Genomic DNA, 12,881 nt, shown 5'->3' with positions numbered 1-12,881 from the left:
TTTACCTCTTGATAAGAAGATAGATGAAGAATGGGGCTCCCAAAAATGAGGTAACAACTCCAATAGGTACATCAGTAACGGTTCCGAGATTTCTGCCCACAAGGTCACAGAGTACTAAAAATACTCCACCGTAAAAGAAGATAGGAACGATGAGTTTATCTGCACTTTCAGCATAAATACTTTTGAGTATATGGGGGATGATCAGCCCTACAAAACCAATGGGTCCTGTAAGGCTCACTGCCACCCCTACAGCTAAAGAGACAGTAAAAAGCAGAATATAGTTAAGCTTTTTAACATTCACTCCTTTGAGATATGCAAACTCATAGGAGGTAAGCAGAAGCCGCAGTTCATAACGGTAATACTGTATAAGACCCAGTAAAAAAAGAGAGGTCAAGACCAACAGATAGATATTTTCAAAGCCTACAATATCTAAACTTCCCATAGTAAAACGCATGATCTCATAACTCTCCTGCAAGTTACTGATGTAAAACATGACCATTAATGCAGCAGCATAGAAAAATGAAAGGGCGATCCCTACAAGAAGCAGTGAGGAGGAGTCATATGTTTTAAACCGACTGGCTACCATAAAGAGAATGATAACGGTCAGCATCGCTCCGACAAAGGCAAAGAGAGAACTTGTACCACCGAAACCTAAAACAATAGCGATAGCTGTGAACAGTGTTGCCCCACTGGCAACTCCAAGGGTGAAAGGAGTACTCATAGGGTTTCTAAATACGGTTTGGAAGATCAGTCCGCCCAAAGCCAATATGCCGCCTACAAAAAAAGCTAAAAGCATACGCGGCAGACGAATATCAAAAAATATTTGATGATCCATGGTCGAATGATCGAACAGTTTAGCAGGGCTTATAGGTATCTGTCCTGTAAATGGTGCGATGATGAGGACAATGAAGGCAAGTAAAAGTATAGATGTTTTCATAAATTCACCACGATATTGTTCTCTATTTTCCCTACACTTTTGTCATAGAGCTTATTTAAATTTTCCTGGGTAAAGAAATCTTTTGATGCACCATGGAATTTCACTCTTTTATCTTCTAAAAAAAGAATGTCGAACCCAAGTTTATAGGCAAAGTCGAGATTATGGGTAATAATGATCTTGCTCTGTAAAAAGTGACTCTCTTTAAAATGTGAAAAAAGCATTTGTATTTTTTTTGGATCAAGATTGGCTGTGGGCTCATCAAAAATGGTATAGTTCGCAGAGTGTAAAAGACTGCTTGCAATAAGCAGGAGTTGAGATTCCCCGCTGCTGAGTGAACGGCATGTTTTTTCTTTTAAATGTGTTATCTCCACTGTTTCCAACGCTTTATCTATAGTGATAGCATGGTTGAAACAGCCCAATTCCAAAAATTCTCCAACACGCATGAATTCATCAAATATCTCCAGTTTTGGAGGAATATAGTTAATGAGTCTGGCTCTTTTCTCTCCAAAGATCTTTGAGGGATCAAGGTTGCCTATACGGACATTTCCGCTAGGTGTGATGCCGCAAAGTACTTTAGCCAAGGTGGTTTTTCCTACACCGTTCGAACCAAGGATAATAAGGTTCTGGCCGCTCTTGAGTTCAAAAGTGATTTGGGTTAGGATTTGATTGCTGAAATCAGTGATTTTTAGAAGCATAGAGTATCTTTCTGAAATCTTCCAGGAACAGAACCAGTCTGTCACTGGGTACGCCTGCGTACTTTTTATCTATGATATAGATATGCTTTTTCTTGCTTGCGTTGAGAGGGAGCTTCATCCATGGGGCTATCAGCTCTTTTGGGCTTAACCCTTTCTCTTTGATGAAGGGTGACAGGAGAATGACAATATCAGGATCGGTCGCAATGATGTTTTCCTGATTCAGTATAGGTTGTCCCTCTCTTTTGGACTGTAAGGCATTTTGGTTACCGCTTGCATTGATGATATCATCAAGATAGAGGTTTTGCCCTACAACAAAAATTTGTTTCACCAAAGAGGTATTATGTCCAATCACAATAAGAATTTTTTGATCAGATATAATGCCTTTTATGGCATCTAAATGTTTATCTATATCTTCTACAATACTTTTGGCCTTACTCTCTTTGTTTAACAGCAGTCCAAGCTCCAGGATGGAGCTTTTTATATTGTGAAGTCTGTCTATTTTTACAATTTTGGTTTTAATACCCAGTTTGTTAAGCTGTTTGCCGAGTTTGAAATTGTTTTGCTGCATAATGACGATGCTTGGTTGCAAAGAGAGGATTTTTTCAAGGTTTGGGTTGAAGTAGCCTCCTACTTTAGCAACCGAGAGTGAATTTTCAGGGTAGGTACAATACTGTGTATTCCCCACTACATCATCTCCTGCACCTAAAGCATAGACGATCTCATTGATCGCAGGCGAAAGGGTGACGATGCGTTGTGCTGCAAAGCTAAAGATGGTAAATAATAAAAATAGTAATATTTTCATGTTTGCCTTATTGTAAAGGTGCGTTGAAAACAGCACCCTGCGAATATATTAGAAATTAGCTTTCAAACCTAAAGAAAATGCTCTTGGACTTGTAGCATAACCATAGACTGTTTGGTAATATTTATCTGTCAGGTTTTCTATTTTACCATAGAGTTGTATCTCTTTTGCAATGTCATAGTTCGCAGTGAGATCGATCACGGTATATTTACCTGTCTCAATATCTGATGTAGTATAGTCCGGATTATATTTTATATCGGTTCTTGAACCGACATACTCAGCGGCTACACCTAAATGAAGTTTTTCTATACCATAGTAATCCACAGCAATTTTTAAATTCTCTTTTGCTCTTCTTTTCAGATCTTCCCCATTTTGATCTTCTGCCTGGAAAAGATGCGTATAGTTGATCGAGAGTAGTACGTTTTCAAATACTTCTTTTTGGTAAGAAGTCTCAAGGCCGTTTATTTTTGAAGTACCGGCTAAATTCCCATAGGTATAAGTATTCATATCAAAATCGATCATATCATTGATTTTCGTATCAAAATAGGTTACTTTAAACTCTTTGTACTCTACTGTGATATCAAATGATCTGGTCTCTTCCGGATCAAGCAGCGGACTGCCATATGGAGAATAGAGTTGATAAAGAGTCGGAACATTATAGGCAGTACCATAGTTGAGAGATGTGGTAAGTCCTTCAATTTTTTCATGAATATGTTTAAGGCCTATTTTACCTGTCAATTTGTTATCAAAAGTACTGTAGTTGTCATAACGCAATGATTCCGTGAGTATGGTTTTCCCGCCCATGAATCCTTTGAAAACGTTACTGTTCGTAAGAAAGATCCCTTTATTGTTGAATTTCTCATCAATATCATTTTTGTGTTCAAAACTTTTGTAGTCTGCACCCCAGACAACAAAGTCTTCTGTAAGATATGGAACTTTGGATTTAAATCCATACTCCCTTACCTCACCGTCAAAAGGTGAAGTTCCATAGGGAGAAACATATTCTCTATCAAATATTGATCTTTTTGCATAGATATCCAGTTCATTAAAACTATCGATATGGTGAAAGTTGATCGAAGAGAAGGTATCATCTGTTGTACTGCTTGAAAAACCATCCGGATCTCCGTAAGGATCATATTGATTGGTTGCATCAATGATAGTATGGGAAAGATCTATTTTGTTCGTTTCATTTATATTGAAGCCAAATTGTAAAGAGGTTGTTTTATTTTTATAAGCATCATCTTCAAACTGGTCTATATCTTCTCCTTCGGGTGCCTGTGCAGTAAATCCATCTGTTTCTATCACATTGTGACTTGCTTTAAAGTAGTAATTTTCTGTTTTAGAAGAGAGAGTGGCACCATATTTGTTGGTGTTGAAACTCCCTTTCTCTGCATGAACAGAACCATGAATACCGCTTTCAGGTTTTTTAGTGATAATATTGATGATACCGGCACTTGCATCGGCTCCCCAGATACCGGATTGGGCTCCTTTAACTACTTCGATCTGTTTGATGTCATTGATCATGAGATGAGCAAATGGAGCACCGCTTAGTGACGTGATATCGTTATAGCGGATGCCATCTATAAGTACAAGTGTTCTTTGTGAGTCCATGCCTCTTAATATGACAGAAGTGCTTTGACCTAATCCGCCATTACTTGTAAAAGAGACACCTGGTAGAGAATTCAATGCTTCAGTAACCGTTGTAAAACCTCTCTCTTCTATCTCTTGGGCTGTGATAACGTTTACGTTAGATGTAACATCTTTGATCTTCTGTTCTGATTTGGTTGCAGAAGTGATAATGATATCTTCCAGAGTTTCATCTGCATGAATATTTGTAGTGAATAGCAGGGTTGATGCTATGATGCTTAGTGATTTTATTGTCATGTGTTTTCCTTGTTTCGTAGGTCGGGGTGTCCCCACTCCGACGGTTTGTATATTTGATTGTTGTGTAAATTTAAATTTTACTCGTTCCCATGCTCTGCGTGGGAATGCATATATAAATTATAAATTCAAATCTAAGTTTAAGTCCCCTGTTAAGTGGTAATATAGACTTCGCTGATCACCATGTAATGGTGGATTTTGAGTCTATATATTTGAATTAAAGTATGCATTCCCACGGAGAGAGACTGTGAAAGAACTAGGTACCCCGGAAGTGAAGGCTTCAGCCTCACCAAAATATTTGCATATTTTTAGGTTATTTTGACAGAAAAAGCAATATTTTCCATTAAATACAAACTTTTTTAGGCAAAAAAGTTTTTTGGTGGGACTGAAGTCTCCACTTCCATGGGTTCTTTCACAGTCTCAGACCGTGGGAACGAGAGAGATATTGTATTAAAGGATCGTTGCAGGAGGAGAAGTTTTGTATTCTTCTATTTTAAAGGCATATGTATGGTACTGAAAGTTACTGTCCATGGTACACAACTTGTAAAGTGTTGAGTACATCGCAATGATTGCTAATGAAAAGTAGCGTCTGGTATAGCCTCGTAAGTGTTTCATGGTGGGATTTTACACTATTTTAAATAAAATCAAGTATAATCACTTCAATTATTTACTAGGAGAATTCAATGGCAATTGAAACCGTTACATCAACAGACGCATTTAAAAAATTGGTAGCAGAAGTTACATCACAAGAGGGATATAGAGAGCCTATGGCATTTGGTATCGCCAGAGTGGACAGAGGTCAGAAGAACGCAGAGAAAGTACTTCAGGCGAATTTCGGGCTTATTAACTGGAAAGAGAACTTCGGTTCGGCAGCAGTATTCATCAAAGCACTTGAAGAGGCGAAATGTACTGTGGACTTTTCAGGGACAGAGTTCGTTGCAACGATTAATGACAACTTTGTCAGCAATGCCATGGCGGCATTTGCACCATACCTTGCAGAGGCTACAGGTGATGCACATAAAAATGTACAAGTGGTTAAAACACTTGCTGCAATGGAAGACATCGGTAAAGATTTCAGAATCGTATTTTTGTTCGAAGATGCAAATCCTGAAAGTGTAGAAGCGGTTTACTTGAAACTCTATGCCCTTTCTCTCTCGAAAGCTGAATTAAGAAAAGTAAATCTCAATGGTGCATTTGGTATCTTGTCAAACGTTGCCTGGGTTGGGAATACACCATACGAACTTGACTATCTGAGAGAGAACGAGATCGAAATGAAACTTAACGGTACGTATCCGACTGTAGACTCTGTAGATAAATTCCCAAGATTCCTGCAACATGTGATCCCTGCAGATAATACACGTATCCTGGATGCATCTAAAGTACGTATGGGTGCACAGCTTGCTGCAGGTACAACAGTAATGCCGGGTGCATCATACATCAACTTCAATGCGGGTACACTTGGGCCTGTGATGGTTGAAGGCCGTATCTCCTCTTCCGCTATTGTAGGTGCCGGTTCAGATGTAGGAGGAGGAGCAAGTATCCTTGGTGTACTAAGTGGAACAGATGGTAACCCTATCAGTATCGGTGAGAACACACTTCTTGGTGCGAACTCAGTAACTGGCCTTCCTCTCGGAGATGCCTGTATTGTAGATGCCGGTGTTACGATTCTGGCAGGTACAAAGATCAAGATCGCTCCTGAAGAGCTGGAGAAGATCAAAGCAGCGAATCCGGAAGCAGAGCTTGACAGCAAAACGACCTTTAAAGGAGAAGAGCTTCAGGGACTTAACGGTATCCACTTCAGACAGAACTCTCTGACTGGTGAGATCATTGCAAGAAGAAGTACAAGAGAAGTAAAACTGAACGTAGAGCTGCATTAACATGTAGGGGTCGATCTTGTGTCGACCCTTGGGGAAGATAATATCTTCCCATACGGAGATTAAATATGAACGATGATGATATTATAAAAAAAGTCACACTACTTGGAATTTACAAGAAAAAGCCCGATGAGACACTCACCGATGTGATGCTTATGTTAGCTGATACAGGAATGTATGGGCTAAAAGAGGCAAAGCAGGTTTTTAAGCAGTTAAAAGCAGAACAGTATCTGGTTGACGGGCAATTGACCGTTAAAGGTATTACAGAAGCCAAGGCGGCGGAAGCACTTTTCAAGCAGTGAAAAGTGCAGTGATAGTTGATAGTGATAGTTGATAGTGATAGTTTATAGTGATAGTGATGGTGATGGTGATGGTGATGGTGTCATCATGACTATAGAGTGTGAAGTTTCTATCACTATCCACTGTCACTATCACTTTCTGGGAAAGGAGGATTTATGAGAGTTGATAAATGGTTAAGTGCAGTGAATGTCGTAAAACGTCGTACGATCGCTACAGATATGCTTAAAAGCGGGGTTGTATTTGTCAACGGAATGAAAGCCAAAGCCTCCAAGGATCTGAAAGTCGGAGATAAGGTCACGATCGAATATCTTAAGGGAGCGAAATCTTATGAGGTACTTCAGATCCCTACCACAAAGACGATACCTAAGAGTCAAAAAGAAGAATATGTGAGAAGCGTTGAATAAAGGCAAACTGCTTTGCCTTTATAGCTTTGAAACCGGAATGGTCGTAGCAAAGCGGAGCCATGGAGGCTGGGAAAGAGTTGTAGGGTGCGTTTGCCAACGCACCTTGTGATACATTTGGGATAAAATAAAATTTTCGCCGAAAGGCTTAGCCATTGGTGCGTTGGCAAACGCACCCTACGGAGAATGATATGGATATAAGAACACAATTTGAAAGATTATTTGACCATGAAATGAGCGAAGCTGAAGCACGCCGATTTCTCATCGATCTTTATGAAAAAGGTGAGACTTCAGAAGATATCGCTGCTGCTGCTTCTGTGATGCGTGAACACTCAATAAAATTGCCTTTGTCGGATACATTGAGAGAAAAAGCCATAGATGTTGTGGGTACAGGCGGAGACAAAAGCGGAAGTTTTAATATCTCTACAACGGTTTCACTCTTGCTGGCTTCTCTTGGATGTGTAGTGGCTAAACACGGTAATAGAAGTATTACTTCCAATTCAGGTTCGGCCGATGTACTTGAAGCATTAGGCATTAATCTCAATCTCTCTGTTGAAAATCAAATAAAGATGCTTGAAGAGACAGGTTTTTGTTTTATCTTTGCGATGAACCATCACCCTGCGATGAAACACATCATGCCGATACGAAAGTCTATCGACCATAGAACCATATTTAACATATTGGGCCCGCTTACCAACCCTGCAGGTGCAAAAAAATACCTTTTGGGTGTCTTTGACCCTTCCTATATCAAACGTATGGCAGAAGCACTGCTTGAACTTGATACCAAAAGAGCTTATGTGGTGAGCAGTCATGATGGCATGGATGAGATTTCACTGGCATGTAATACCTCTTTTGCCTATGTAGAATCAGGACGTATCTCTGAAGGCGAGATCAACCCTGCAGCTTTTGGATTCAAACAGGCACCCAAAGAGGCAATACTCGGCGGAGATGCTGTTTTCAATGCGCAGATCACCAGAGATATCTTTTCCGGAGAAGAGCGTGGTGCCAAAAGAGATATTGTTGTGTTGAATGCGGCATTTGCACTGTTCGTAGATGGAAATGTCAGAGATATAAAAGAAGCCATAGCAATCGCAGAGAGTGGACTTGACAGCGGCAAGGCTGAAGAGCATTTGAAAAGAATGGCTGAAATAAGCCAAAAACTCGGGTAGGGTGCCCACAAGAGACACCCCTACAGATTTCAGATATGGAAAAAATTAATAAAAAAGAGATAATTGTATCTGATTTCACCGTAGGGGCAATCCCTCGTGGTTGCCCTTGATTGAAAGAGGGTGCCCACAAGGGACACCCCTACAGATATTCATAAGTAGGAACAAAATGATTAAAGAGATAACGGCATCACTGTCGGAACTTGACAAAGTGGTCAGTTACCTGGAAGAGACACTCCCTGCCGATGCGATCGTATTCCTCAGAGGAGATCTTGCAGCAGGGAAGACCACACTTACACAGGCTATAGCCAAAGCAAGAGGTATCGAGGGAGAAGTGACCTCTCCGACTTTTTCATTGCAGCATTGTTACGGCGAAGGGCTCTGCCATTATGACCTCTACCGTCTGGAGCATGAAGAGTTCATGCAGATGGGGCTTTTTGAAGAGTTCGAAAAACCGGGCTGGCATATGGTGGAGTGGGGATCGGATGCACTTAAAGCATTTTTAGAAGGTGTAGGCTATAATGTTGTCACGATAGACATTGAACCATATGATAATGCCCGAAACTATAGGATAAACGTATAATGCATACACTTGAAGCCAGATCTCTCTCCAAGACCATTAAAAAGACCAAGATCGTACACGATATCTCTCTTCGCGTAAAGAGCAAAGAGATCGTCGGTCTTTTAGGCCCCAACGGGGCAGGAAAAACAACATCGTTCTATATGGTGTGCGGACTGACCGGTACTACGAGCGGAGAGGTTTTTCTTGACGGGGAGAATGTGACGGAACTCCCGTTAAGCAGACGTGCCCAGCTGGGGATAGGGTATCTGCCCCAGGAATCAAGCATCTTCAAAGACCTTACGGTTGAAGAAAATCTGCTGATCGCAGCTGAAGCGCTGGACCTGCCGGATGAAACGGTACATCCGCGTATAGAAAAACTGCTGGAGATCTTCAATATAGAACCGATACGTAACCGCCAGGGGATACGTCTGAGCGGAGGAGAAAGAAGACGGGTCGAGATCGCCAGGGCACTGGTGGGAGAGCCGAAATTCCTTCTGCTTGATGAACCTTTTGCCGGGGTTGACCCTATTGCTGTACTCGATATCCAGAATATCATCAGACAGCTTGTGGATCTGGATATGGGTATTCTTATCACGGACCACAATGTACGTGAAACACTGGATATCTGTGACAGAGCCTATGTGATGCGCAGCGGGGAGATGCTTGCCAGCGGAACAAGCGATGAGATCGCCAATGACGAGAACGTGCGTAAACATTACCTGGGTGAGCATTTTACATTTTGATGTAGGTCGGGTTGCCCTCATCCCGACAATAATTTGCATACAATCACAATATAAAATTAAAATTTGTAATTCTTTTTGCATATTGGATGAATGTCGGGGTGGGGCACCCAGACCTACGCGGGAGGTAAAAAATGCGTTTGTCTGAAGTCAAACAGCTTCTTGATGCTGAAGTGAGTCGACGAAATTCGCTTACCGAACTCTCCTGCGAAAAACCTGATCCGCTGTTGATAGCTTCCAAATATCAAGATGAATCCATTGCGCTTATCTGTGCACTGTTTGCCTATGGCAATGCAGGGCAGATCGTGAAATTCCTGCAAAGTCTGGACTTCTCGCTGCTTGATGCAAATGAAGAGATGATCAGAAAAGCACTGTCGTCCCATTACTACCGTTTTCAGAAAAGCGGGGATGTGGCCGCTCTTTTCATTGCATTGAAACGGTTAAAAGAGATAGACAGCATTGAAAATATCTTTTATGAAGGCTATAGAAAAGAGCATCAAATTCTGGACGGATTGTGGCATTTTATAGACAGAGTGAGATCTGTCTACCCCCATACAACACGAGGATATGATTTTCTCACAGGCTCCGTACCTAAAAAGGTAAATGCTGCAGGAACCTATAAACGCTATATGATGTATCTGCGCTGGATGGTACGCAAAGATGCGCTGGATATGGGATTATGGTCGAAAATAGACAAAAAAGATCTTCTGATGCCTCTGGATACACATACCTTTAAAATGTCACGGATGCTGGGACTTCTGAAACGCAGGAGTTATGACATGAAAGCCGTACGGGAATTAACTGATACTCTGAAAGGTTTTGATGAAAGTGATCCTGTCAAATATGATTTCGCACTTTACCGTATAGGGCAGGAGAGAATGTTGGTATAAGTAAAAATTCTTATAAAAATAGTCTTTTTTTAACCGGGTATTTAACACTTTTTTTATATAATACAGGCAAATTATAACAAGAGGATGTTTTATGGAAGGTGTATTTACTTACCTTGGTGCTATTTTCGGCCATGGACAGATGATGTTCGTTGCACACTTGATCTTAGTGGCGGTCATTGTGATGCTTATCGCAAAAATGGCTACAAAAAGTCTTAGAGCAGTACCGAACGGTACACAGAATGTAATGGAGGCATACCTTGGCGGCGTGATCGCTATGGGTAAAGATGTGATTGGTGAAGAGCTTGCAAGAAAATATCTTCCGCTTGTTGCTGCTGTCGGTATGTTCATCTTTGTTTCGAACGTGATCGGTATTATTCCGGGATTCGAATCACCGACTTCAAATATCAATGTTACATTGCCTTTGGCTCTTATGGTATTCTTTTACTACAACTATGAAGGTATTAAAAAGAATGGTGTAATACATTATTTTGCACACTTTGCAGGCCCTGTTAAAATACTTGCACCGTTGATGTTCCCTATTGAGATCGTATCCCATCTTTCAAGGATCATCTCACTTTCATTCAGACTTTTCGGTAACATCAAGGGTGATGACCTCTTCCTGTGGGTACTTTTGATGCTTGTACCTTTCATTGCACCGCTTCCTGCGTATCTTCTGTTGACATTCTCTGCATTGTTACAGACATTCGTATTCATGATCCTTATTTATGTGTATCTTGCAGGTGCTGTTGCGATCGATGAGGAGCATGAAAAAGCACCGAATCCGGCTGTCGATACCATGGGTGCTGTTTAACAGATCCTGAATGAGATTGAACAATAAGCCTCTGGGCTTTGTGATCAACTTTCTCCTGGGTGTTGTATGGGCCTTTGTGCTCATCGGCGCCGCAACCTCTTTTCTCTCTTTTTACCAAAACAGTTTTTTCTTTGCTCTTGTCTCTTCACTGGTAGGTGCATTGCCCGGTCTGGCAGCAGTACTTCTGCTTGAACATATTATTACTGTGAAAGAGAACCATGAAGAGCTTGAAAAACAGACAGAACTGCTCCGTCGGATCCTGGAGCAAAAAACACATACCGGTACTGACCGCTAATATCATACTCTCCTGAGCCTGATTCAGGGTGACGTAAACTCTCTTAAATGACCAAAACGCTATAATCTATTTAATTATTTCATAAGGAAAACAACCATGTTTGAAACCGTCATCGGTCTTGAAGTTCATGTTCAACTTAACACTAAAACAAAACTCTTCTGCTCTTGTCCTACCTCTTTTGCAGAGCATCAAAATACAAATACCTGTCCTACCTGTCTGGCACTTCCGGGTGCACTGCCTGTCGTGAACCGGGAGGCTGCGATCAAAGCAATGCGGTTCGGGTATGCGATCAATGCGAATGTAAATCATATTTCCCATTTTGACAGAAAGTCCTATTTCTATCCTGACAGTCCTTCTGCCTATCAGATCACACAGCTGACAAAGGCTATTGTACAGAAAGGCGAGCTTTTCATCGACCTTGAAGACGGCTCCCAGAAACGTATCGGTATGACGCAGGCGCATCTTGAAGCGGATGCAGGGAAGAATATGCATGAAGGCAACCACTCCAAAGTCGATCTCAACCGTGCAGGTACACCGTTGCTTGAGATCGTTTCCGAGCCGGATATGAGATCTTCCGATGAGGCAGTAGCTTACCTGAAAAAGCTGCACGCTACGGTACGTTATCTTGATATCTCTGATGCAAATATGCAGGAAGGGTCATTCAGATGTGATGTGAACGTCTCCATACGTCCTAAAGGACAGGAAGCCTTCGGTACAAGGGTTGAGATCAAGAACATCAACTCTTTCAGGTTTGTGGCTGCTGCCATTGCCTATGAAGTCCAGAGACAGACAGAGGCGTATGAAGACGGTGTCTATGAGCAGGAAGTACATCAGGAGACAAGGCTCTGGAATGTCGCAGAAGGTGTTACCAAGTCCATGAGAGGGAAAGAGGAAGCAGCGGATTACCGCTATTTCCCGGATCCGGACCTGCGTCCGCTTATTGTAACGGATGAGATGGTCGAGGAAGCAAAAGAGATCCCTGAACTGCCGGATGCAAAAGTCAAACGCTATGTGGAAGAGCTCGGGATCAAAAAAGATGATGCACTGGTCATTACTTCAGTGAAAGAGATGGCATACTATTTTGAAGAGATGCTGGAGCATGGAGCGGTGGCAAAAACAGCAGTGACATGGCTGACTTCGGAACTGCTCGGACGCTTGAACAAGGCAGGTCTGGAGATAGAGAATTCGCCGGTCAGTGCGAAGACACTGGGTGAACTGGTCTCCAAAATAGCGGATGATACTGTCTCAGGAAAGGGTGCCAAAGAGGTACTTGACCATATGATGGAAAATGAAGAGCGTGATGTGGATGCGATCATAGAGAAGCTTGGCCTGGCACAGGTAAGTGACGACGGGGCGATCCTTGCGATCATCGATGAGATCCTGGCTGCGAATCAGGATAAAGTAGAGCAGTACAAGTCCGGAAAAGAGAAACTTTTCGGTTTCTTTGTAGGACAGACAATGAAAGCAAGCAAGGGATCTGCAAACCCGGGTAAAGTGAACGAGTTACTCAAACAGCGGCTTTCATAGAGA

16 protein-coding genes are annotated in these 12,881 nt (G+C 41.8%); 11 read left to right on the top strand and 5 right to left on the bottom strand.

Translation table 11 applies throughout. The features are described from left to right. Window position 1: 1 nt before the first annotated feature. The 5 genes from ACZ48W_RS02390 to ACZ48W_RS02370 all read right to left on the bottom strand — a co-directional run bounded on the left by ACZ48W_RS02390 (window position 2) and on the right by ACZ48W_RS02370 (window position 4,927). Window positions 2-937, bottom strand: a complete 936-nt coding sequence (locus ACZ48W_RS02390) for a FecCD family ABC transporter permease (RefSeq protein ID WP_464829510.1) — start codon at window positions 935-937, stop codon at window positions 2-4. Continuing rightward, on the bottom strand, window positions 934-1,632 hold the full coding sequence (locus ACZ48W_RS02385) for an ATP-binding cassette domain-containing protein (RefSeq protein ID WP_464829508.1): 699 nt from the start codon (window positions 1,630-1,632) through the stop codon (window positions 934-936). The genes ACZ48W_RS02390 and ACZ48W_RS02385 overlap by 4 nt, the downstream gene beginning before the upstream one ends. Beyond that, on the bottom strand, window positions 1,613-2,434 hold the full coding sequence (locus ACZ48W_RS02380) for an ABC transporter substrate-binding protein (protein WP_464829506.1): 822 nt from the start codon (window positions 2,432-2,434) through the stop codon (window positions 1,613-1,615). The genes ACZ48W_RS02385 and ACZ48W_RS02380 overlap by 20 nt, the downstream gene beginning before the upstream one ends. 48 nt (window positions 2,435-2,482) lie before the next feature. Next, window positions 2,483-4,315: a TonB-dependent receptor plug domain-containing protein gene (locus ACZ48W_RS02375; RefSeq protein ID WP_464829504.1), complete on the bottom strand. Its 1,833-nt coding sequence runs from the start codon at window positions 4,313-4,315 to the stop codon at window positions 2,483-2,485. A 447-nt stretch (window positions 4,316-4,762) separates the two neighbouring features. Beyond that, window positions 4,763-4,927, bottom strand: a complete 165-nt coding sequence (locus ACZ48W_RS02370) for a hypothetical protein (RefSeq protein WP_464829502.1) — start codon at window positions 4,925-4,927, stop codon at window positions 4,763-4,765. Window positions 4,928-4,995: 68 nt separating this feature from the next. Between ACZ48W_RS02370 and ACZ48W_RS02365 the strand changes: the two genes are divergently transcribed. The 11 genes from ACZ48W_RS02365 to gatB all read left to right on the top strand — a co-directional run bounded on the left by ACZ48W_RS02365 (window position 4,996) and on the right by gatB (window position 12,878). Further along, on the top strand, window positions 4,996-6,189 hold the full coding sequence (locus tag ACZ48W_RS02365; RefSeq protein ID WP_464829500.1) for a tetrahydrodipicolinate N-succinyltransferase N-terminal domain-containing protein: 1,194 nt from the start codon (window positions 4,996-4,998) through the stop codon (window positions 6,187-6,189). A gap of 65 nt (window positions 6,190-6,254) precedes the next feature. Next, a complete protein-coding gene (locus ACZ48W_RS02360; RefSeq protein ID WP_464829497.1) occupies window positions 6,255-6,488 on the top strand; it encodes a hypothetical protein in 234 nt (77 codons plus the stop codon). A gap of 34 nt (window positions 6,489-6,522) precedes the next feature. After that, complete coding sequence (locus tag ACZ48W_RS02355; RefSeq protein ID WP_464829495.1) at window positions 6,523-6,645, top strand: hypothetical protein; 123 nt, start codon at window positions 6,523-6,525, stop codon at window positions 6,643-6,645. After that, complete coding sequence (locus ACZ48W_RS02350; RefSeq protein WP_464829493.1) at window positions 6,642-6,890, top strand: RNA-binding S4 domain-containing protein; 249 nt, start codon at window positions 6,642-6,644, stop codon at window positions 6,888-6,890. The genes ACZ48W_RS02355 and ACZ48W_RS02350 overlap by 4 nt, the downstream gene beginning before the upstream one ends. Window positions 6,891-7,078: 188 nt before the next feature. Continuing rightward, window positions 7,079-8,056, top strand: coding sequence for an anthranilate phosphoribosyltransferase (gene trpD / locus ACZ48W_RS02345; protein WP_464829490.1), 978 nt, complete (start codon window positions 7,079-7,081; stop codon window positions 8,054-8,056). Between the two features lie 166 nt (window positions 8,057-8,222). After that, entirely contained in the window at window positions 8,223-8,636 is a 414-nt protein-coding gene (gene tsaE / locus ACZ48W_RS02340; RefSeq protein WP_464829488.1) for a tRNA (adenosine(37)-N6)-threonylcarbamoyltransferase complex ATPase subunit type 1 TsaE, read from the top strand. After that, window positions 8,636-9,358 carry an LPS export ABC transporter ATP-binding protein gene (gene lptB / locus ACZ48W_RS02335; protein WP_464829486.1) on the top strand — a complete coding sequence of 241 codons (723 nt, stop codon included), beginning with the start codon at window positions 8,636-8,638 and terminating at the stop codon, window positions 9,356-9,358. The genes tsaE and lptB overlap by 1 nt, the downstream gene beginning before the upstream one ends. 131 nt (window positions 9,359-9,489) lie before the next feature. Further along, window positions 9,490-10,245 carry a TIGR02757 family protein gene (locus tag ACZ48W_RS02330; RefSeq protein ID WP_464829484.1) on the top strand — a complete coding sequence of 252 codons (756 nt, stop codon included), beginning with the start codon at window positions 9,490-9,492 and terminating at the stop codon, window positions 10,243-10,245. Window positions 10,246-10,336: 91 nt separating this feature from the next. Further along, complete coding sequence (locus ACZ48W_RS02325; RefSeq protein ID WP_464829482.1) at window positions 10,337-11,056, top strand: F0F1 ATP synthase subunit A; 720 nt, start codon at window positions 10,337-10,339, stop codon at window positions 11,054-11,056. Window positions 11,057-11,066: 10 nt separating this feature from the next. Then, a complete protein-coding gene (locus ACZ48W_RS02320) occupies window positions 11,067-11,351 on the top strand; it encodes a hypothetical protein (RefSeq protein ID WP_464829480.1) in 285 nt (94 codons plus the stop codon). 96 nt (window positions 11,352-11,447) lie between these two features. Beyond that, the gene (gatB, locus tag ACZ48W_RS02315) at window positions 11,448-12,878 is read left to right on the top strand and encodes an Asp-tRNA(Asn)/Glu-tRNA(Gln) amidotransferase subunit GatB (RefSeq protein ID WP_464829478.1); all 1,431 of its coding nucleotides are present in this window, start codon (window positions 11,448-11,450) and stop codon (window positions 12,876-12,878) included. Window positions 12,879-12,881 lie beyond the last annotated feature (3 nt).

This window comes from Sulfurovum aggregans (genome assembly GCF_055385215.1).
Note: the sequence above shows the minus strand (reverse complement) of the source record. Positions and strands in the feature narration are given on the sequence as shown.